20 protein-coding genes are annotated in these 20,301 nt (G+C 43.4%); 16 read left to right on the top strand and 4 right to left on the bottom strand.

Annotation, left to right across the window (positions count from 1 at the left end; genetic code table 11):
• Positions 1–27: 27 nt before the first annotated feature.
• Both FE810_RS13925 and nadK read right to left on the bottom strand, forming a co-directional pair.
• Complete coding sequence (locus FE810_RS13925) at positions 28–1,194, bottom strand: patatin-like phospholipase family protein (RefSeq protein ID WP_138320723.1); 1,167 nt, start codon at positions 1,192–1,194, stop codon at positions 28–30.
• 209 nt (positions 1,195–1,403) lie between these two features.
• A complete protein-coding gene (gene nadK, locus FE810_RS13920) occupies positions 1,404–2,285 on the bottom strand; it encodes an NAD(+) kinase (RefSeq protein ID WP_138320721.1) in 882 nt (293 codons plus the stop codon).
• A gap of 211 nt (positions 2,286–2,496) precedes the next feature.
• Here nadK and grpE point away from each other — a divergent pair, with 211 nt between their 5' ends.
• The 7 genes from grpE to FE810_RS13885 all read left to right on the top strand — a co-directional run bounded on the left by grpE (position 2,497) and on the right by FE810_RS13885 (position 9,819).
• The gene (gene grpE, locus FE810_RS13915; protein WP_138320719.1) at positions 2,497–3,138 is read left to right on the top strand and encodes a nucleotide exchange factor GrpE; all 642 of its coding nucleotides are present in this window, start codon (positions 2,497–2,499) and stop codon (positions 3,136–3,138) included.
• A gap of 155 nt (positions 3,139–3,293) precedes the next feature.
• Positions 3,294–4,334 (top strand): HD-GYP domain-containing protein, encoded by a 1,041-nt coding sequence (locus tag FE810_RS13910; RefSeq protein ID WP_138320717.1) that lies wholly within the window; start codon positions 3,294–3,296, stop codon positions 4,332–4,334.
• Between the two features lie 190 nt (positions 4,335–4,524).
• Positions 4,525–6,447 carry a molecular chaperone DnaK gene (dnaK, locus tag FE810_RS13905; RefSeq protein ID WP_138320715.1) on the top strand — a complete coding sequence of 641 codons (1,923 nt, stop codon included), beginning with the start codon at positions 4,525–4,527 and terminating at the stop codon, positions 6,445–6,447.
• 111 nt (positions 6,448–6,558) lie between these two features.
• Positions 6,559–7,695, top strand: coding sequence for a molecular chaperone DnaJ (gene dnaJ / locus FE810_RS13900; RefSeq protein ID WP_138320713.1), 1,137 nt, complete (start codon positions 6,559–6,561; stop codon positions 7,693–7,695).
• 164 nt (positions 7,696–7,859) lie between these two features.
• On the top strand, positions 7,860–8,321 hold the full coding sequence (locus FE810_RS13895) for an RNA methyltransferase (RefSeq protein ID WP_138320711.1): 462 nt from the start codon (positions 7,860–7,862) through the stop codon (positions 8,319–8,321).
• A 90-nt stretch (positions 8,322–8,411) separates the two neighbouring features.
• Positions 8,412–9,149: a tetratricopeptide repeat protein gene (locus FE810_RS13890; RefSeq protein WP_138320709.1), complete on the top strand. Its 738-nt coding sequence runs from the start codon at positions 8,412–8,414 to the stop codon at positions 9,147–9,149.
• 115 nt (positions 9,150–9,264) lie between these two features.
• On the top strand, positions 9,265–9,819 hold the full coding sequence (locus FE810_RS13885; protein WP_138320707.1) for a SixA phosphatase family protein: 555 nt from the start codon (positions 9,265–9,267) through the stop codon (positions 9,817–9,819).
• An 81-nt stretch (positions 9,820–9,900) separates the two neighbouring features.
• On the opposite strand, the gene FE810_RS13880 is transcribed toward FE810_RS13885, so the two are convergent.
• The gene (locus FE810_RS13880; RefSeq protein ID WP_138320705.1) at positions 9,901–10,368 is read right to left on the bottom strand and encodes an Lrp/AsnC family transcriptional regulator; all 468 of its coding nucleotides are present in this window, start codon (positions 10,366–10,368) and stop codon (positions 9,901–9,903) included.
• A gap of 164 nt (positions 10,369–10,532) precedes the next feature.
• On the opposite strand from FE810_RS13880, the gene FE810_RS13875 reads away from it, so the two are divergent.
• The 4 genes from FE810_RS13875 (at position 10,533) to FE810_RS13860 (ending at position 13,278) form a co-directional block, all read left to right on the top strand.
• Entirely contained in the window at positions 10,533–11,159 is a 627-nt protein-coding gene (locus FE810_RS13875) for an elongation factor P hydroxylase (RefSeq protein ID WP_138320703.1), read from the top strand.
• The gene (locus FE810_RS13870) at positions 11,152–12,297 is read left to right on the top strand and encodes an ATP-NAD kinase family protein (protein WP_138320701.1); all 1,146 of its coding nucleotides are present in this window, start codon (positions 11,152–11,154) and stop codon (positions 12,295–12,297) included. Before FE810_RS13875 ends, FE810_RS13870 begins: the two co-directional genes overlap by 8 nt.
• 60 nt (positions 12,298–12,357) lie before the next feature.
• Entirely contained in the window at positions 12,358–12,630 is a 273-nt protein-coding gene (locus tag FE810_RS13865) for a YfcL family protein (RefSeq protein ID WP_171022377.1), read from the top strand.
• Positions 12,631–12,711: 81 nt separating this feature from the next.
• Positions 12,712–13,278, top strand: a complete 567-nt coding sequence (locus tag FE810_RS13860) for a lipid-binding SYLF domain-containing protein (protein ID WP_138320697.1) — start codon at positions 12,712–12,714, stop codon at positions 13,276–13,278.
• A 45-nt stretch (positions 13,279–13,323) separates the two neighbouring features.
• Here FE810_RS13860 and mnmC read toward each other — a convergent pair whose 3' ends face one another.
• Positions 13,324–15,363 carry a bifunctional tRNA (5-methylaminomethyl-2-thiouridine)(34)-methyltransferase MnmC2/FAD-dependent 5-carboxymethylaminomethyl-2-thiouridine(34) oxidoreductase MnmC1 gene (gene mnmC / locus FE810_RS13855; RefSeq protein ID WP_171022376.1) on the bottom strand — a complete coding sequence of 680 codons (2,040 nt, stop codon included), beginning with the start codon at positions 15,361–15,363 and terminating at the stop codon, positions 13,324–13,326.
• A gap of 228 nt (positions 15,364–15,591) precedes the next feature.
• Between mnmC and fabB the strand changes: the two genes are divergently transcribed.
• From fabB to FE810_RS13830, 5 genes are all read left to right on the top strand, one after another.
• Entirely contained in the window at positions 15,592–16,803 is a 1,212-nt protein-coding gene (gene fabB / locus FE810_RS13850; RefSeq protein ID WP_138320693.1) for a beta-ketoacyl-ACP synthase I, read from the top strand.
• A gap of 286 nt (positions 16,804–17,089) precedes the next feature.
• A complete protein-coding gene (locus FE810_RS13845) occupies positions 17,090–17,524 on the top strand; it encodes a hypothetical protein (protein ID WP_138320691.1) in 435 nt (144 codons plus the stop codon).
• A 248-nt stretch (positions 17,525–17,772) separates the two neighbouring features.
• Complete coding sequence (locus tag FE810_RS13840) at positions 17,773–18,231, top strand: hypothetical protein (RefSeq protein WP_138320689.1); 459 nt, start codon at positions 17,773–17,775, stop codon at positions 18,229–18,231.
• Between the two features lie 166 nt (positions 18,232–18,397).
• The gene (locus FE810_RS13835) at positions 18,398–19,231 is read left to right on the top strand and encodes an acyl-CoA thioester hydrolase/BAAT C-terminal domain-containing protein (protein WP_171022375.1); all 834 of its coding nucleotides are present in this window, start codon (positions 18,398–18,400) and stop codon (positions 19,229–19,231) included.
• A gap of 196 nt (positions 19,232–19,427) precedes the next feature.
• Complete coding sequence (locus FE810_RS13830; protein ID WP_138320685.1) at positions 19,428–20,105, top strand: hypothetical protein; 678 nt, start codon at positions 19,428–19,430, stop codon at positions 20,103–20,105.
• Positions 20,106–20,301: the final 196 nt, after the last annotated feature.

Raw genomic sequence — 20,301 nt, 5'->3', positions numbered from 1 at the left:
TACCCTGGCTAACTACAATCTAGGGTTTTAAATTGAGAGGAATTTGCGGATATCTGCTTCTTTTTCCATGGCATCTTCGAAGCCAACCTGGATGAGCTTTTTACAAAAGTTTTGTTCGAACAGAATATAAGACGTTAAACTCGATTCAGAATCCTGAGTCGCCCCCATAAATCTTAATAGCAGTCGCAGCGGCCAATTTAATTCCCCGTAATGTTGCTGCGCGATTTGATTGAAATTCTGACTTGGGTTGATCAATAGGGTATCGATGTTGCGCAATTCCGATTGCAGATCCCGTTTGTTTTTATCAATCAACTGCACTGTACGGTTGACGCGTTGCAATCGTTCCAAGTCACTATTTAGCGTTTCCGCAAATACCGTATCCATCAAATGCCCGGCGACGGTCGCAATCGCCGGTGGATGGTTTTTCTCGAGATTGACAATATGATGATTGAGGCTTTCATCTTCTTCGGGTTGTTCGACACCGACCATAAAAATCCGCTCGGCGCCAAGGTGAATTGGTGGGCTTAGCGGTGATAACTGATTCACGGAGCCGTCACCATAATGCTCTTGTTCGATTCTTACCGGAGGAAAAATCAAGGGTATTGACGACGAAGCCATTAGGTGTGAGGTGTTGAGCTGGCATTGAATACCACGGCGTTTTGACCGATGCCATGGCGCTATGGATTTATCTGCCTGGTAGAAACTGATGGAATCACCACTGGAATAACTCGACGCTGTAATGGCAATGGATGATAAGTAATCGTTTAAAATGTTGATGTCGATGCGTTTAAAGTCGACGACTTCATTAAGCAAATCCCGCAACGGCGCATTGTTGAGCAGGCTGTAGGATTTAGCATTGGCATAACCGGCATCAAAGTTACTGAAAAAACCGGCAATAAGATTACCAAACACTTTACCCGCCGTACTGTGGTATATGTTGGAAGTATGTAGGTTTTTCCAGACCCATTCGAGCTTGCGAACGCCAAGGTGGAAACATGATGCATAACAAGCGATGGTGGTGGCATTAATGGCACCGGCAGAGGTTCCGCAAATAATCGGGAAGGGAATGCCGTGATTACGAGGCATATAGCTGGCGATGGCTTTTAATACACCAACCTGGTACGCCGCTCTGGCGCCACCACCGGTCAGCATTAATGCCGTTTTACATCCTTTGTAACTCTTTTTATCAACCATCTATCGCTGTATCTGAGATTCCTGAATCGACCTTCTTATAGTATTGCGCCTTTGTTCCCAATGTGTAAAGCCCAATACCCCATCTAATACTTCCACTTGTCCTGTTTCGTGCTATTGCCGCGGTTGCCTGTGCCGTCGTACTTGTCAGTGTTGTTGTACTCGTTATTTACCAATCAATGACATGAGTTGTGAAATATTTTTGTTTGGGATTAGTAAATCTTATTACCCCAGCTTAATTTACTGCGCAGAACATTAAAATAGTCATGATCTAGTGGGTGGACCAAGCGCAAAGTTTGCTCACACTTGCGAATAATGATTTCATCCCCTGGCATCACGGCGAGAATTACGTGGCCATCACAACTGACCTGTAAATCTTCGGAATTGTTTGTCGCAACCACTAACTTCAATACTGAGTCACCATCGACGACGATAGGCCTGGAGGTTAATGTATGTGGGAACATAGGCACGAGTGTTAACGCATTAAGGTTTGGTGTTAATATCGAACCACCTGCCGACATGCTGTAGGCAGTGGAACCGGTTGGCGTTGATACAATCAATCCATCGGAGCGCTGTGAAAACATAAATACGTCGTCCAGATACACCTCAAACTCCATCATCGAGGCAACTTTTCCCGGATGGAGTACGGCTTCGTTAACGGCGCTGTTGGCGCTTTTTAACTGGCCATGTCGATACACTTCAGTCTGAATTAAAAATCTGTGCTCGGTTTTCGAACGGCCCTGTAAAATTTCTTCAAGAGGATCGAACAGGTTATCCGGTGAAATATCCGTAAGAAAGCCAAGATTACCGCGGTTAACGCCAACAACGGCAATGTTGTAACAAGCCAAAACCCGTGCTGCACCGAGCATATAACCATCACCACCAACGACAATGGCAAGATCGGCCAGCTCGCCAATTTCGGTGATCTCCCGAGTTTGACTGGGCTTAACCTCGATTTTTCGAGCTACTTTAGTTTCCACTAATACCTGATAGCCTTTATCGGTAAGATAAGACAGCAAGGATTGTATTGTGGCCAGGGCACCACTGTGGTCCGGTTTGCCAATAAGGCCTATGGTTTTGTATTGTTGTGTCATGGTTTTGTTTCGGTACTTTTTATGTTCTTGTTATCGATTTAAAGCGCTTTTTTGCGCTTAACTCGCGCTCTTATATCAAGATTTCTTTTAATAGTGGCAGTTTCGCACAAAATTTTCCCATGTAAAGGAAGATTTTTCTTTAATTCAAGGCTTGATTCAAAAATTTCAATCCCCATAATTACCAGCAATATAGGTTTAATTGGAGTTTTCAATGACGACTGAGTCAAATAATCACAGCGAAGAGTCTGTGAAGCAACAATCTGAAATGGAAGAAAACACAGAACAAAATGCCACTGCTGAGGCCGATGTTGCTGTAGAGTCAAATGAATCGACAGAAAATGCGCAAGCTGACGTTGTCGAGGAATTGAGTGAAGAGCAGCAAAAAATTGCCGAGCTTGAACAGAAGCTGGCCGCCGCTCAAGCAACAATTGACGGTCAAAAAGATTCGGTGATCCGCGCCAAAGCGGAAGTCGATAATATTCGTCGTCGCTCTGCGCAAGATGTCGATAAAGCCAAAAAATTCGCATTGGAAAAATTTGCCGGTGAATTATTGGTCGTTGTTGATAACCTTGAGCGTGGCCTGGAAAATATTGATAAAGACGACGAAGCAAATAAAGCGACGGTCGAAGGGATTGAGCTCACGTTACAAAGTTTATTGTCGGCGTTGAATAAGTTTGATGTGAAAGTGGTCGATCCAAAAGATCAACCATTTAACCCAGAATTGCATCAGGCCATGTCAATGCAGCAAATCGAAGGCGTAGAACCGAATACTGTAATTGCGGTGATGCAAAAAGGTTATGAATTAAATGGTCGTCTATTGCGCCCAGCTATGGTTATGGTTTCAAAAGCATAATCATGTTTGGCACCGGGTGATTTAATCAGGCGTCCAAATAGCGTTATAAAACAAAAAGCAGGTCGTGAACCTGCTTTTTTTATGCGTGCAAGATAAAACCACTTTGAATGAACTATTATTGTTTAATTCAATAAGTTAAATTCGGCGGGGGGATAATGGAGCCTAGGGCGACTATCTTAATTGTTGACGATAGCCCAGAAAATATCGATGTGCTAAATGGTATTTTGAAACCCTATTATCGGGTGAAAGCAGCGTTGTCCGGTCAACTGGCATTGAAAATTGTCGCAGGTGCCAACAAGCCAGATTTAATACTGCTCGATATTATGATGCCAGGAATGGATGGCCATGAAGTGTGTCGACTATTAAAGGCAAATCCTCTCACGGTCGACATCCCGATAATCTTTATTACTGCAAAAACTGCAGTAGAAGATGAACAAATCGGTCTTGAATTGGGCGCTGTGGATTACATCAGTAAACCGGTGAGTATTCCTATTGTATTAGCCCGGGTCAATACCCATCTGGCGCTATACAATCAGCAGCGCGAACTGGAACTCAAAGTCAAAGAGCGCACCCATGAAATTCAACAAACCCGCAGGGAAATCATTGACCGTCTCGGCCGTGCCGCAGAGTACAAAGACAATGAAACCGGTATGCACGTCATTCGGATGAGTCGTTATTCCAAAATGCTGGCGGAAAAAATCAAGGCACCGGACAACTGGGTCGACCTTTTGTATAACGCCGCTCCGATGCATGATGTTGGGAAAATCGGTATTCCTGACAAAATTCTGTTAAAGCCGGGCAAATTGACGCCCGAGGAATGGCAGGAAATGCAAAAACATGTGCAATATGGTGCGGACATTATCGGTAATCATGAGTCTGAGTTGTTAAAGATGGCCAGGGAAATCGCTCTGTATCATCACGAGAAATACGATGGTAGTGGGTACCCCCATGGAACGGTGGGTGATGAAATTCCGTTAAGTGCACGAATTGTTGCCATTGCCGATGTATTTGATGCATTAACATCAGAGCGTCCTTACAAAACGGCCTGGTCGTTGCAAACAACCTTTGAATATATACAAAATGAAGCAGGTAAACATTTCGATCCTGAGCTCGTGCCACATTTTATCGCTTGTGAAGAACAAATTATCGCAATAAAGGAGCGTTTCGCCGACTCGCAAAGTGACGCAGAGTGTTGAATATCTCGATAGAATTACCCTCAATTAAATCGCAAATTTAAGCAAAACTCTAAAATCCGCATTTTTTTTAAGGAATTTGCCACTTTTTTTCATTTTTTTTCATGTTTCCCGTTGAAAAATAAAACCCCATCCCCCACTAAGAGAAGTATCAAAATTTTTATCATATTTATGTTTTTCGGAGATCCTCAAGATGGGCAAAATAATAGGTATTGACCTAGGGACTACTAACTCATGTGTTGCTGTTTTAGACGGCGACAGTGTTCGTGTAATTGAGAACGCGGAAGGTGATCGTACGACTCCTTCTATCATTGCTTACACCGCAGAAGGTGAAACCTTAGTTGGTCAGCCAGCGAAACGTCAGGCGGTTACCAACCCAGAGAATACATTATTTGCGATCAAGCGTTTGATCGGTCGTCGTTTTGAAGACAAAGAAGTTCAACGCGATATCAGCATTATGCCATTTGGTATTGTAAAAGCTGATAATGGTGATGCCTGGGTAACCGCGAAAGGCGAGAACATGGCACCACCACAAGTTTCTGCTGAAGTACTTAAGAAAATGAAGAAAACTGCGGAAGACTTCTTAGGTGAAGAAGTAACGGAAGCGGTTATCACAGTACCAGCTTACTTTAATGACTCGCAACGTCAGGCAACAAAAGATGCCGGCCGTATCGCTGGTCTTGATGTGAAGCGTATTATCAATGAGCCAACGGCTGCAGCATTAGCTTACGGCATGGACAAGCAACAAGGTGAGCGCGTTGTCGCAGTATATGACCTTGGTGGCGGTACATTTGATATCTCTATCATCGAAATTGATGAAGTTGAAGGCGAGCACACGTTTGAAGTACTAGCAACCAATGGTGATACGCACTTAGGTGGTGAAGATTTCGATAACCGTCTAATCAATTATCTTGTTGCGGAATTTAAGAAAGAGCAGGGCATGGACCTGACTACAGATCCTCTGGCGATGCAGCGTCTAAAAGAAGCCGCAGAAAAAGCCAAGTGTGAACTGTCTTCCGCGCAACAAACGGACGTAAACCTACCGTACATCACTGCTGATGCTTCCGGTCCTAAGCACATGAACATCAAAGTGACTCGTGCCAAGTTAGAGTCGTTGGTTGAAGATATGGTTAAAGCGACGCTTGAACCGTTAAAAACAGCGCTTAATGACGCGGATTTGTCTACCTCTGACGTAACCGATGTTATCTTGGTTGGTGGTCAAACACGTATGCCACTTGTTCAAAAAGCGGTTACCGATTTCTTTGGTAAAGAACCACGCAAAGACGTAAACCCTGATGAAGCTGTTGCTTCTGGCGCGGCCGTTCAAGCGGGTGTCTTGTCTGGCGATGTGACCGATGTTCTACTTCTTGACGTAACGCCTCTGTCTCTGGGTATTGAGACTATGGGTGGCGTGATGACTAAGGTTATCGAAAAGAATACGACTATTCCGACGAAACAGTCACAAGTTTTCTCTACTGCAGAAGATAACCAGTCGGCGGTAACGGTACATGTTGTTCAAGGTGAGCGTAAGCAAGCGTCTTTGAACAAGTCTCTTGGTCAATTTAACCTTGAAGGCATTGATGCTGCACCTCGCGGTATGCCGCAAATCGAAGTGACTTTCGATATCGATGCGGATGGCATCTTGCACGTGACAGCGAAAGACAAGAATACGGGTAAAGAGCAGAAAATCACAATCAAAGCTTCTTCAGGTTTGTCGGATGATGAAGTTGAACAAATGGTACGTGACGCGGAAGCGAATGCCGATGCCGATGCTAAGTTCGAAGAGCTAGTAACTGCGCGTAACCAGGCGGATGGTCTTGTGCATGCAACTCGCAAGCAAGTCGAAGAAGCGGGTGATGATTTGCCGGCCGAAGACAAAGAAAAAATCGAAGCCGCAGTTACTGAACTTGAAGGTGTTATCAAAGGCGAAGATAAAGACGCCATTGATGCAAAATCACAAGCCGTTATTGAAGCGTCTGCAAAATTAATGGAAATTGCTCAAGCGAAAGCTCAAGCCCAGGGCGGTGAAGCCCCTCAAGGTGAAGCAGAGCAGGCACAACCAGCAGAAGATGTAGTTGATGCTGAGTTTGAAGAAGTTAAAGACGACAAAAAGTAATTAACTGACAAAGTGCCTGATAGTCATATCCGGCACCATTTGTAGCCAATAAATAAAGCGCTTTTTATGATAGCGCTTTATTTGTTTTAACCAATAAGCAGTAACAAGACTATGGCAAAAACTGATTATTATGAAGTGCTAGGTATCGGCAAAGATGCATCTGAGCGCGATATTAAAAAGGCATATAAGCGCCTGGCAATGAAATTCCACCCGGATCGTACCAAAGGCGATAAGGGTAAGGAAGAGCAGTTCAAAGAGGTGAAAGAAGCCTATGAAGTGCTAAATGACAGCCAAAAACGTGCGGCGTACGATCAATATGGTCACGCGGCATTTGAACAAGGTCAAGGTCCGGGTGGTTTTGGCGGCGGTGCAGATTTTGGTGACATTTTTGGTGATGTATTTGGCGATATCTTTGGCGGTGGCCGAGGACGTGGTGGCCAGTCACGAGCTCGTCGCGGTGCAGACTTACGCTATAACCTGGATATGTCATTAGAAGAAGCGGTGAAAGGTAAAACTGTTGAGCTCAAAGTTCCAACTTACGTGAGTTGTGAGCCTTGCGATGGCAGTGGCGCAAAAGCGGGTTCTTCAGCAAGCACTTGCTCAACCTGTCATGGCCATGGTCAAGTGCAGATGCGTCAAGGTATGTTTGCGGTTCAGCAAGCCTGTCCGACATGTTCTGGCACAGGTAAAGTTATCAAAGATCCATGTAATTCCTGTCATGGTGAAGGTCGAGTTAAAAAGACCAAAACGTTATCTGCAAAAATTCCTGCGGGCGTCGATACCGGTGATCGCATCCGATTGAGCGGTGAAGGTGAAGCCGGTGAACATGGTGCACCTGCGGGTGATTTATATGTTCAGGTAAACGTTCGTGACCACAATATCTTCGTGCGTGATGACAATCATTTATATTGTGAAGTGCCAATCGGTTTTACGACGGCATCGCTAGGCGGGGAAATCGAAGTTCCTACCTTAGCTGGCAAAGTTAAATTGAAGATCCCTAAAGAAACCCAAACCGGAAAAATGTTCCGTTTGCGTGGTAAAGGGGTGAAATCGGTGCGCAGCTCCATGGTTGGCGATTTAATGTGTAAAGTGGTGGTGGAAACGCCTGTCAACTTAACCGCAGAGCAACGAGAATTATTGGAACAACTGGAAGAAAGTATGGGGACCGGCAAAGATGCTGGTAGATACCGTCCCAAAGAGCAAGGCTTCTTTGATGGTGTGAAGAATTTCTTCGATAGTTTAAAATAGTATAGAAAAGCAGGCTCCGGCCTGCTTTGTATTATAAGGATGTATGTGTGCCCAGTTAGCAGGACGCTGCAAGGGTGTATTACCAGGATGTATGTATGCCCGGTTAGCAGGACGCGGTAAGGATACACTTTAATAAGGGACAAGCAATTGCCTTACGAGAATTCATGGCTCGATTAAAACAAACTTACCCCCAGGATGGCTTCTTCGGAATTGGCATCGTCAATCAAAAAGATCCGGAAAATATCGGCACGCTTTGGCGAAGTGCGTATATTCTTGGCGCAGCGTTTATCTTTACCGTGGGTAATAAAGCAAAGAAACAAAGCTCCGATGTCGTCAATGCCTGGCAAAAAATCCCATTGTTTCATTATCCGGATATTGACGATTTAATTGCTCACTTACCCTATGACACGCAATTGGTGGGCGTGGAGTTAGACGAGTCTTCGCGAGACATTAAACATTTCCAGCACCCACATCGTTGTGTCTATTTATTAGGTAATGAGCAATCGGGATTGACCCGCGAGGTAATGGATAAATGCCATCGCTTAGTAAAACTTCCGGGCGATTATAGTCTCAATGTATCCGTTGCCGGTTCGATCATACTTTATGATCGATGCAATAAAAGTTAACCTTCATCATTATCAATATTTGCCCGAGACCATTTTTTTCTGGTATAACCTATTAAAACCTTCGTACCATATAGCGATAAGGGAGTAAAAATGACTGTAACTAAAAAACGATTTGCTATGTTAGTGGCAGGCACACTGTTGTCTATGTCCGTTGTCTTACCAGCGTCAGCGGGTTACGAAGAGGCCGTGGATTATATGAATCGCGGCCAGTTTGATATGGCGATAGAGGAATTAAAACCTTTGGTCATGCTCGGATACCCGCCTGCGCTCTATCAGCAAGGCGTGCTTTATGAGCATGGTTTTGGTGTCCAGAAAAATCAACAAAAAGCATTCAAGTTATATGAGCGTGCAGCAGGGCGCAGCGTACCGGAAGCACAATTTGCGGTTGCGCAAATGTATGCCGAAGGTCGTGGAACCAAAAAAGACCAGAAAAAAGCCTTTATTTATACCAAGCGCGCTGCAGAGAAAGATCTGGCCGCGGCTCAATTTAACCTTGGCGTAATGTACCAAAATGGCTCGGGGACATCGCAAAGCTTTCACAACGCCGCGATATGGTATGAGCAAGCGGCAAAACGCAATTATGCTCTGGCACAATTCAACCTGGCTTTATTGTATTTTGATGGTTTAGGGGTTCCCAAAGACATTGAAATGTCTTATGTGTGGAACCGCGTAGCGGGCTACAATGGCTACAAGCCGGCAGAAAAAAGTATGAATCTGGATGCTCAACAGCTATCTCGAGAACAAATCAAGCGAGCCAAAGCAAGAGCTGAAGAGTTATATCTGGAGCTGGCTCCTAAGAAGGACGATTTGTTCAATCCATATCAGTAAAATTGCGCGATACAGTCAATAAAAGGCTCAATTGTGAACGCCGCCGAGACCATTTTCTTGCACCTTGCGACTAAGTGAACTAGAAACTAAGTAAGATTGCTCATTGTCCCTGATTATGAAAACCTTACACCTGCTCCGTCATGCGAAATCCAGTTGGGATGATCCTGAACTGACAGATCTGCGACGACCTTTAAATCAACGAGGTGTTAATGACTGTCAGTTAATGGCGCCAGTTTTGATGGATGTCGGTTGCTGCTTTGACTCGATCTACTGCTCAAACGCTACTCGTGCGAAACAAACGTTAAAACGGATAAGCGAGCATCAATTTGAACCGGGCATGAGCCGAATGATCAGTGCAGAAAAATTAGCGGATACCTTGATAACTGAAGAGCTATATTGCTTTGACTGGACTAAAATCCTGGCGTTTTGTCAGGCATTACCTCAAAACCTTGCCCAGGTTACTCTCGTAGGACACAATCCAGCGTTTACCGAGTTGCAAAACTACTTATCTGTTGATCCCATAGACCACCTACCGACCTGCAGTTACGTGCGCTTGGAATGTTCGATTCACCAATGGCTGGATTTATCATCTGGATGTGCCCGCACCCAGTACGTTATTACTCCGAAAATGTTGAAAAAAGGCGAGGGTATTCAAGGGTATTTGCAATAATCCTAACCAATATCCGGCTTAGTCGAAATTTTCAAGGATATGCAGAGTCAAGCAATCAAAACTAGAGACGCTTGTATCTGATCAGTCGTCAAAGTTTGGGATCACCGGACTGCGGCTATGTTCGAATACCAGGGATGTTTCGACATTCGTCACTTCTTCCCGGGATGTAATCGCTTTAAATACGAAACTGCGCAAATGCTCGGTATCTTTCACCGACATATGGATATAGAAGTCGAATGCCCCGCCCATATGAAACATACTGACAATTTCGGGTAGGCATAATAGTTCATCCCTAAGGGCATTGACGATTTGCTCTGAGTAAGGTTGCAGTTGGATCGCCGCGATGGCTTGAATGTTTCCGCCAAGCATCTGATAATTCACATCAATCACTGAATTACGAATGACGTCGGTATTTTTCATTCGTTTGACCCGCTCCAGGCACGTCGACGGTGCAATCCCTATTTTCGCCGCAAGCTCTTTATTGGTGATATCCGCGTCCTTGTATAACAGAGTAAGGATCTGTTGATCGATGTCATCAAGTTTCTTCATCGGGGTTCCATGTTCGTTTTCAACGCCACTAAATATAACTGATAAGGGGTTGGCCTTTAAAGGGTTTATTTGTTCTATTTAGTTAACCGAGATTGAGATAGTGTCATGCTAAGGCTAAAATAGCCGCACTTAAGAATGCTTCGAAAGATAATTGATCAAATTTAATGAATCATCATATAAACGATTTAATCGCCTTGTTTGATAGTGAGTTTTCAATATCGGAAAATACTCGCTTGATTCGCGGTGGTGATGAGCCCATATATTTGCCCGCGGATGCTAGCAGACCTTATCATCAAATCATTTTTGCCCATGGCTTTTATGCCAGTGCCTTGCATGAGATATCCCATTGGTGTATTGCCGGTAAAGAGCGACGGTTACTGGAAGATTTTGGTTATTGGTATGCGCCGGATGGGCGTGATGCCAATCAACAGGCCGCGTTTGAAAAAGTCGAGGTTAAGCCTCAAGCCATTGAGTGGGCGTTTTGTATTGCTGCCGGTTTTCAATTCAATGTATCGGTCGATAATTTAAGTGGTGTTGACGTTGATAGAGATGCGTTTAAACAACGGGTTTTTGAGCAGGTAAGGCATTATTTAGCCGTTGGGTATCCGTCCCGAGCTCAGAAATTCATTGCTGCGCTGGCAAAATTCTATGACCGGGATGAAAAATTAAAAATCGAACAATTTGCTTTAAATAGCAACAAATCCACTGTGGTTGTGGATGATTATCAACCGCTTTCTGCGACAGCTGCAGATTCAGATGCGTTAGGATTGGAGAGTCCCTGTAATGTTTAAATTAGGCTTTTTGGTGAATCCGATTGCAGGCATTGGTGGCAGCGTTGCCTTCAAAGGCAGCGATGGTAAAGACATTGCCGCTCAGGCAAAATCTTTGGGGGCAGAGCCTAAATCGAATTTGCGGGCGACGCTGGCACTGCAGGTATTAACGCCGTATCGGGATAAAATCACCGTCTATACCGGCAAAGCGGATATGGGAGAAGATACCGCCCGGGCGCTGGGTTTTAAGGTTGAAGTTGTTCACCAGTATCATGGAGAAGTGTCAACTGCACAGGATACCGAAGCGTTGGTTGAAGCTCTGCAATCGCAACAGGTCGATTTATTGTTGTTTGCCGGAGGTGATGGTACCGCGCGTAATGTGTGTGCCAAGGTGCAGGGTTTCTTTCCTGTGTTGGGTATTCCCGCAGGCGTGAAAATTCATTCCGGTGTTTATGCGTTAACTCCAACGGCGGCAGGTCGTGTTGTTGAAGAAATGGTCAATAATGAGATTGTCAGTTTTTTAGATGCTGACGTTATGGATATCGATGAAACGGCGTTTCGTCAAGGGGTGGTGAAAGCACGTCGTTTTGGGGAACTGCAAATACCGAGTCATCTGACCTATATTCAAGCGGTGAAATCCGGCGGTAAGGAGACCGACGAATTGGTATTGATGGATATTGCCGCTCATGTTATCGAGCAAATGGAAGAAGCGTTATTTGTGATGGGCTCTGGCTCTACAGTCGCCGCGATAATGGAGGAAATGGCGCTGGATAATACGTTGCTTGGCGTCGATATTATCGAAGAGCAAGCTTTATTGGCCAACGATGTCACCGAGCAGCATTTATATACGATGATCAGCGAAGCTCAACACAATAACCAACAGGTAAAACTGGTGATCACTGTCATTGGTGGGCAAGGTCATATTCTTGGTCGTGGCAATCAACAATTAAGCCCTCGAGTCATTCGCGCAATAGGCAAAGACAACATTTTTATCGTCGCTACTAAGCGTAAATTACAGGCACTGGATCATCGTCCGCTTATTGTCGACAGCGGCGATCCAAGCTTAGATGCCGAGCTGAGCGGCTTCATGCCGGTTATTACCGGTTTTCATGATCAAGTGCTTTATCCGGTTGCAAGTCCCGGGCTAATGGAAGCCTGAATGGCACCCGAATTAATGATTAACAACAGCATAGATAGAAATAATAGTAGTGGAATTAAGATGCTAGAAAATATTAACAACCTGGAACAACTTTGCGATTATTTTGACGGACTCATCGACCAGGACGATGGCGATGTGTTATTTGCCAGTAGTTATGTGCGTGGCTTTATTTTAATTGCAGCCAATGGTTTTGGCGATGACGCGCAGGAATTGACAGCAGAGCTAGCGGCGCAAGTGAGTACTGAGCTACATCAGGCGAGAAGTGAGCTAAGCCCGCAAGATAAGGTTATCGTCGATAATTTTTGGCAGCAAATTCAACCTTGCTTTCGCTAATTCTTGCTAGATAAAAGGCAAGATAATCGGCAAGATAGTTTAACCAACCTCAACGATATCAATAAAAAAAGAGAGTATGTGATGGTAAGTTTGAAAACTGCAAGTATCGTGTTTTTGTGTGTATTGTTAAGTGCCTGTGCATCGATGGGTGATGGCAGTACACAGGACAAGCAAGATAAAATTTTGAGCATGAAAAACGATGTGCTGACACAACTCTTTCAACAAAAACCTGATAGTCGCAAAGTTGTGGAAGGCAGCAAAGGCTATGGTGTGTTTAGTAATGCTAACGTCAATCTTTTGGTTGTATCAGCCGGCACGGGTTATGGCGTGGTGAAAAACATGGCGACCCAGCAGCATACATACATGAATATGGCAGAAGGTGGTGTTGGACTGGGGATGGGGGTTAAAGACTATCGAATTGTGATGGTCTTTCACACTAAGCAGGCAATGGATCATTTTGTAAACAATGGTTGGACCTTTGGCGGCAATGCCGATGCGGCGGCTGTCGCATCGAAAAAGGGTGGTTCCATTGAAGGGGAAGCCTATTTTGGCGATGTCACCGTGTATACCTTCACTGAGGCGGGTCTCGCCCTGCAAGCAACGGTGAAAGGAACCAAGTTTTGGGTTGATTCCGAGTTAAACCCGTAACCAAAGCGATTTAAGTTGCGCCGGGTTGTCCGGATAAAATGATTGTCAGTCATTGCCCTGACGACGGATCATGTCGCGAATAATAAAGCGGTTGGGCGCTAACTGAAAAAGTTGTTCGGCACTGAGCGGATATACTTCATTGGTTAATTCGCAGGCGAGAATTTCCGCAAGTAGTGGCGCGGAACACAGCCCTCTGGCGCCCATTCCGGTAAGTACATATAAGCCTTGAGTTACCGGCGGATGTTGCTCAAAACGCCAGTTTTTATCCTTGCTAATATGTTGATACACTCGTTTGTGTTGTTCAATGTCAGGCATGGCGCCTACCACAGGTAAGTGATCTGGGGTACAGCAGCGCAGCCTTGCTTTTGCCCCTTGAATATCCTCACTCGTCCATTGACCAATATTACCCAATAACCCGGTTAAGGTGTTGAGATTATACGCATCGTCCTTGGCTCTGGTTGCCGTATCATCGTCATTTTTATCAAACGTAGCGCCGATACAGTGTTTATTGTCTAACGCTGGCGTCAGATACCCCTTGTGGCAAATCACCGCTTTTAGGTTTTCGCTTAAAGCCGTTGTTTGCAATTGGCTGACTTGACCACGGACCACCGATAGCGGCAGGGCATCGGCAATTTCCAACTGTAAGGTATCCGCCCCGGTGCAAAGGATCAGGGTTTGAATTTGCTTCTGACCCTTATTGGTCGCCAATAAAAATCGACCATTGTCCATTTTATTAATGGCTTGTACCTGAGTATTGTATTTGATTTTGCACTGACCTAGATTCTGGGCTGCGGCAAAAATTGCCCGTACTAATTCCGGTGGTGAAACCCATCCGGCTTTGGGGATCCAAAGCCCAGGGAAATCGAGTTTAATGCCGGATAGTTGACTCGATTGCGTTGAGTCTACGACCGAAATCAGCGTCTCAGGCCAAACCGGCTGGTTTTTGAATACTTCGAGGCGCTTTTGTAATGCTTCTTTATAGGCAACTTCGATAAGACCATCGAAGCCATGGGAATAATCAAACCCCTGGTTTAACAATTCCTGATAAAAATCCACCGCATAGGCAAACCCTGCCTGGTAAAATTCACTGATCTCATCTTTTTGCTGGTGTAATAAAGGGTAAATTGCTCCTACAGCATTCGCTGAAGCACCTTGTGCCAGCGCTTCATCCTGACAAAATACGTTCACTTTAATGCCTCGCTTGACCAGCGAGTAGGCCGCGCAAGCACTGGCTAGGCCGCCACCGACTATAGTGACGTGCTGGGGTTTGTCTGGTGATATCCGGCGTTTATAGCCATTCACTTGCGGCGCTTTGGCGTGCCCTGTGTATGTCGCCACCAGAGTCTGAGATTTATGTTGTTGATGCTTTTTTCGGGTAACCGCAAACCCCTGTTTTTCAAGCCCTCTGCGAACAATACCCGCAACGGTAAAGGTCGCCAACGTCGTCCCCGGCATTGATAAACGACCGAGCTGCATAAATAAGCCTTGATGCCACATTTCGGGGTTTTTCTTAGGTGCAAACCCATCTAAAAACCAAGCATCAACGTAGGCAAATGATTCCGGGTTAAGTTTCGCCAGTGCTGCCGTTGCGTCCTGCAGGTGAATTTGCACATTAACCTTGCCATCCAGTAAGCGCACTTCGAGGATCTGTTGTTGCTCATCGATGTGATATTTCGATAAAAACTCCTGGCTTAACGGTTGAAGTTCAGGCCACAGCGCTAATGCTCTGGAAAAATCCTCCAATGTCATCGGATATTTTTCGGTGCTGATAAATAACAAATCCCAGTCAGGGGCGTGATGTTCGCAAAACGTTTGAAATCGTTGCAACGTCAGGAAAAAATTTAAGCCGCTGCCAAAGCCAGTTTCGCCGATCACAAACGGAGCCGGTGTGTTTGCGCTGTTATTCTCAACACTTTTTATTGGCTCATAGTTAAGCCACTGCTTTTCCAGTTCATTGCCTTCAATAAATACCTGCACGCTTTGTGAGCAACCGTCTTGGTAATCAAAATAAATATCGTCAAATTGACTTGAATAGGGCAGGCCATTGGTGTCAAATTCGATTTGTGCGGTTTTAATTTTGCTCAAGGGTGTTTTGTCTCTGATAAATTTGTGAGGTTCGATGCATTAACAGTGCTAGCTGTCTATTCTGGCGACAAATTTTACTGTGTCGCTAGGTGAGTATCCAGCGAATTCAAACAGACTTCACTTGACACAACTCTTATTGAGCGTACAGTCGTACACTGGATAGACCAGATTTCTAGATATTCATAGTATCATAGCCGACAATTAACAGACTAAAATGGTTAAACAAGAATGAAACGAGTAGTGATTACAGGTATGGGCATCGTGTCCAGTATCGGCAATAACGCAGAACAGGTTTTAGACTCTTTAAAAAATGGTCGTAGTGGCATTAGCCACTCGGAAAGTTTTGAAGAAGTAGGGTTACGTAGTCATGTTTGGGGTAAGCCAAATATTGATGTGACTGAACATATTGACCGTAAAGTGATGCGCTTTATGGGTGATGCTGCGGGTTACGCATACATTGCCATGGAAGAAGCCATTAAAGATGCCAAGCTTACAGATGATCAGGTATCAAACTATCGCACCGGCTTAGTTGCAGGTTCTGGTGGTGCATCTTCTGCAAATGTTATCAAGTCAACGGATACCATTCGTGCCAAAGGCGTGAAACGTGTAGGTCCTTATGCGGTACCAAAAACCATGTCGAGCACATGTTCTGCATGTTTGGCAACGCCGTTTAAAATTCTTGGCGTAAACTACTCGATCAGTTCCGCTTGTGCCACATCCGCGCATTGTATTGGTCACGCCGCTGAACTTATCCAACTTGGTAAACAAGATATTGTTTTTGCCGGTGGTGGTGAAGAAGTCGATTGGTCTTTGGCGATGATGTTTGATGCCATGGGCGCACTTTCAACCAAGTACAATGACACGCCAGAAAACGCCTCTCGCACCTACGATGCAAACCGCGATGGTTTTGTTATCTCTGGCGGCGGCGGTATGGTCGTTGTTGAAGAATTAGAACACGCCCTTGCCCGTGGTGCGCATATTTATGCTGAGATTGTCGGTTACGGTGCCACATCTGACGGTTACGACATGGTCGCACCAAGTGGTGAAGGTGCAGTACGTTGTATGCAACAAGCCATGCACGGCGTCGAAGGCAAAGTGGATTATTTGAATACTCACGGTACATCAACCCCAGTAGGCGATGTTAAAGAGCTTGGTGCTATTCAGGAAGTATTCGGCAACGATTCTCCAATGATCAGTGCCACGAAAGCGATGACAGGTCACGCATTAGGTGCTGCAGGTGTTCATGAAGCAATTTATACCATGTTAATGATGGAGCACGGTTTTGTGGCACCATCGATTAATATCGAAACCTTAGATGAACAGGCTGAAGGCCTGGACATTGTAAAAGAAGCAAAACCTGCTGAAATCAATTTAGCAATGTCTAACAGCTTCGGTTTTGGTGGTACCAACTCGACGTTGGTGATGAAAAAATATCAGTAAACTGTTCGATTAAATAATATAAAGCCAGGCTTCGCCTGGCTTTTTTTATACCTGCGATTTAGTTAAGTTTTGATGTTATTGGTATTAACCTATTGATTAGGTATTAGTTGTCACGGCTTTTTTTGAATGTTTGAGCTGTTGAAATCGTATATAAGATAGTTTGCTTCGAGCACGAGTATCCGGTAATTTATCAACTCGGCCAACAGGCGAGTTGAGCGAGCAGCGGCCGTTCAATTGCGTCTAAGTTATCGCTGGCGATTCGGTTTGAATAGGAAATACAAATAATTTGAACGGCTTTAAATTTTCAATTCTTTGGTTTGTTTTATATCTGACAAGTGCTAGCGTTTTTGCGTGCAAATGTAAATTTTTCAATGAGGTTGAAAAATACAATAGGGCTGAACAAATAGTCCTAGCTGAAGTCACGCATGTAAAAATAGTACCTTCACAAAATGAGCTTCAGCCATGGGATATTGCGGAAACTCGTTTTGAAATTATCGAGTCATTTAAAAATGGGCCATTAAATTCGAATATTTTGTACGCAGGCATTTATGAATGCGTTCCGGAAATAGTCGTTGGCGAAGTTTATGTTTTCTATATTTCTAAAGAAAGAGGTATATCAAGGTGCACGGGGACAGAGGTAAAGGACGATGTTCATCCAATAAAATTTGAGCAAATGATTGCTACGCTAAGAGAGTTATCTCTTCAAGATAAGAAAGAATAAAATCTTATCGCGCTCCAAGTTCAATAAATAGGCAAACTAATACTTCATTGAATAAAGTTTGTGAGCGAGTTATTCGTATGAAGCAGGCACATGACTCGAACCAGATAAGTATGGTCTGATCCAGGTTGGGATGACTATATAGAGCGATATACGGTCATTCGTCAGTGTTTCATAAACAGTTTGTAACATAGCCTTTTAGCACCGAGGACTCCTTAACGCCGCTTTGTGGCATAAAATGGAATTAATACGTGAACGTTAAGAGTTTTTTAAAAGATAGGTTTTTTGTTTTATTAGTATTAATAATTGTCGCAACTTCCTTAGGAATAGTCAGGACTATGAATTCTAAGGTGGAGAGCTATAGTGGCAAAATATCTTATCTTTCATGTAAACAAACTAGAAAAAGCGAAACTAAATTTAATTTTTCAATCCAGCTTGAAGACTCAAAAACCTTTACTAATACATTAGAAACCTCTTGCAATGTCATTGATAGCCTAAGTGTAGGTGAGCAAGTAAGTATTGACGTTTACGGCAGTTGGCTACAGCAGATTAACTACAATGGACAACGGATTTTTAGCTTCAATAAAACGGAACGTGCTAGAAAGGACATTTTCGCATTTATGGTAATCGCATTGTTATTATCGATAGGCGGATTGATTTTTAAAGTTTATTCACGAGTGAAGAATTTGAAAAAGATCGAGCTTTGTTGAAAGTAAAATATCAGTAAGACCTCGTTTGCGTCTGCCGACCCAATCCGGTACTTTGGATCAACAACCAGGGGCTGAAGTGAGCGAACTACAGTCATTCAAAATTCCCCAAAACGAGAATTACTGAGCCGTCTAAATAGTACAACTGTTAGCACTACAAGGATATAGCGTGCATAAATTCATACCTTTTTTACTTCTAATTGTTTCATTAGTTCCTTTTTCATTACAAGCTGAAAACCACGAATATGAGGTAAGTAAAGTCGAATATAAGAACTTAGTTGCAAACTTGTATTTACCTAAAACTGAAGAAAAACTTCCTGTAGTTATTGCTTTTGGAGGTTTTGAGGGGGGATTAGATACAGGTAATGCTAACGGTGAAATGATCGCACCTCACGGTGTTGCTGTTCTGGGTTTAGCTTATTTTAAAGAAAAAGGTATTTCACAAACACTAGATCAAATACCAATGGAGTATTTCATTGAAGCAATAAATTATTTAGAAAATCACCCTTTAATAGACTCCTCTAAAATTGGTGTGGTTGGTGGTTCTAGAGGTTCAGAGGCTGCATTTTTATTGGCAAGTATGGATTCTCGTATTAAGTCTGTAGTGGTTACTACTCCAAGCAAGGTTGCTTGGTACGGTCTAACTATGCCAAAGTCAGCTTGGACAATTGATGGTCAAGATATTCCTGCTTTAGGTTTAGAGTTAGATTCAAATGCTAAGTTAATCGACAGATTTACAGTCGCATTAGAAAATAAAACTAACGTTAATAAATCTTTATTCAAATTTGAAAATATTAATGGTCCAATATTAATGATTTCAGCAGAAAATGATCAAGTTTGGCCATCTTTTCAAATGTCTAAAGACATCGAAGTTTATTTAAAAAGTAAGCAGTTTAAACATAAAATAGTGCATAACTCTTACAAAACAGGCCATGGTTTCAGTAAAGAAACGGCTCCTGAAATTAAAAAATCAATAATTAATCATTTTGTGAGTACATTGTAGTGCTAACAAGAGACTATGGCGTTAACACCTCAATATCTTCGTATAGTAGCAATTGCTAACGGACTATTGTTGGCACAAATTTGACGTTAACAGATTGAAAAGGTTAACGCCTCAGAAGAGCGAATTACAGCCGTTTAAAGATATTACTGAGCCTACTAAATAATTAACTGTTATGTGTATTGGGAAAGTTGTGAGTATGACTCGATTTTGGGATATTCAATTAGTTTTAGATAGTACGTACACCGAAGAAGAACAAAAAACTGTAATTGTAAATTCTAGATATATGGTTCATTTCATTGAAAGGCTCTTATACCCACTTAACTTTCGTAGTGAATTTTCAAGACTCGTTATAAATTGCTCTAAGTCTCCAATAGAAACTGAGTTTAGGCAGGCAAAAGATCCTGCAATTGCCTATGTTAATATCACACAAGACTTAGGGTGTTTCATTCATTCAGATGGTGAAAAATATTTAGCTTTCGAAAGTATTCTAAAACATGGATTTGAGGTTGCTGAAAAATATGTTGAGTTACCTAAAGCAGAAGTGTTTTCTGCCATAGAAAAGTTTAAATCCGTTGGTTTTAAAAACGAATGGGTTCATATTGAAAAAACTTGGAAGCGAAAAGAAGTCACTTGCATAATTGAGTGTCATCATCATTTGAATACATTTCAACTAACTCAAAAAATTTATAAATGTGGCACATTGATTCAAGACTCAATTATTGCTGAATCTATGCCTAGGGAGTGGCTGTTTAATCAGCTACTGGGTAAAGTGGTGCTTAAAGATGGGGTTAAACTTATTTATTCAGTTAAATCTAAGGTTTTATCTACTTTCGATCTTGATACCAAAAAATTGGAAATATTTGGTTCAGTGTAAAATACACATAACAAAAGACTATGGCGTTAATACTCCCAAACCAGCGTATATTAGCAATTGCTAACGGGCAGCTAATGGCACATAGCCGCCGTTCAATCGGTTACGATAGATTCCCTGTAGTGTCACGATGTATGGACTCCCTCCCCTCGGGGATGTAACGTAAAAATGACCAAACCTTTACGACGGAGTCCATACA

Source organism: Thalassotalea litorea, from assembly GCF_005843925.1.
GTDB lineage: Bacteria > Pseudomonadota > Gammaproteobacteria > Enterobacterales > Alteromonadaceae > Thalassotalea_A > Thalassotalea_A litorea_A.
Note: the sequence above shows the minus strand (reverse complement) of the source record. Positions and strands in the feature narration are given on the sequence as shown.

What these genes read in the sequence shown, in the direction of transcription:
- FE810_RS13890 (WP_138320709.1), top strand. Translation starts at nt 8,412, where the DNA reads ATGACTGTAACTAAAAAACGATTTGCTATGTTAGTGGCAGGCACACTG.
- FE810_RS13885 (WP_138320707.1), top strand. Translation starts at nt 9,265, where the DNA reads ATGAAAACCTTACACCTGCTCCGTCATGCGAAATCCAGTTGGGATGAT.
- FE810_RS13860 (WP_138320697.1), top strand. Translation starts at nt 12,712, where the DNA reads ATGGTAAGTTTGAAAACTGCAAGTATCGTGTTTTTGTGTGTATTGTTA.
- FE810_RS13875 (WP_138320703.1), top strand. Translation starts at nt 10,533, where the DNA reads ATGAATCATCATATAAACGATTTAATCGCCTTGTTTGATAGTGAGTTT.
- FE810_RS13865 (WP_171022377.1), top strand. Translation starts at nt 12,358, where the DNA reads ATGCTAGAAAATATTAACAACCTGGAACAACTTTGCGATTATTTTGAC.
- FE810_RS13910 (WP_138320717.1), top strand. Translation starts at nt 3,294, where the DNA reads ATGGAGCCTAGGGCGACTATCTTAATTGTTGACGATAGCCCAGAAAAT.
- fabB (WP_138320693.1), top strand. Translation starts at nt 15,592, where the DNA reads ATGAAACGAGTAGTGATTACAGGTATGGGCATCGTGTCCAGTATCGGC.
- FE810_RS13895 (WP_138320711.1), top strand. Translation starts at nt 7,860, where the DNA reads ATGGCTCGATTAAAACAAACTTACCCCCAGGATGGCTTCTTCGGAATT.
- grpE (WP_138320719.1), top strand. Translation starts at nt 2,497, where the DNA reads ATGACGACTGAGTCAAATAATCACAGCGAAGAGTCTGTGAAGCAACAA.
- dnaK (WP_138320715.1), top strand. Translation starts at nt 4,525, where the DNA reads ATGGGCAAAATAATAGGTATTGACCTAGGGACTACTAACTCATGTGTT.
- FE810_RS13925 (WP_138320723.1), bottom strand. Translation starts at nt 1,194, where the DNA reads ATGGTTGATAAAAAGAGTTACAAAGGATGTAAAACGGCATTAATGCTG.
- FE810_RS13830 (WP_138320685.1), top strand. Translation starts at nt 19,428, where the DNA reads ATGACTCGATTTTGGGATATTCAATTAGTTTTAGATAGTACGTACACC.
- FE810_RS13880 (WP_138320705.1), bottom strand. Translation starts at nt 10,368, where the DNA reads ATGAAGAAACTTGATGACATCGATCAACAGATCCTTACTCTGTTATAC.
- dnaJ (WP_138320713.1), top strand. Translation starts at nt 6,559, where the DNA reads ATGGCAAAAACTGATTATTATGAAGTGCTAGGTATCGGCAAAGATGCA.
- FE810_RS13870 (WP_138320701.1), top strand. Translation starts at nt 11,152, where the DNA reads ATGTTTAAATTAGGCTTTTTGGTGAATCCGATTGCAGGCATTGGTGGC.
- nadK (WP_138320721.1), bottom strand. Translation starts at nt 2,285, where the DNA reads ATGACACAACAATACAAAACCATAGGCCTTATTGGCAAACCGGACCAC.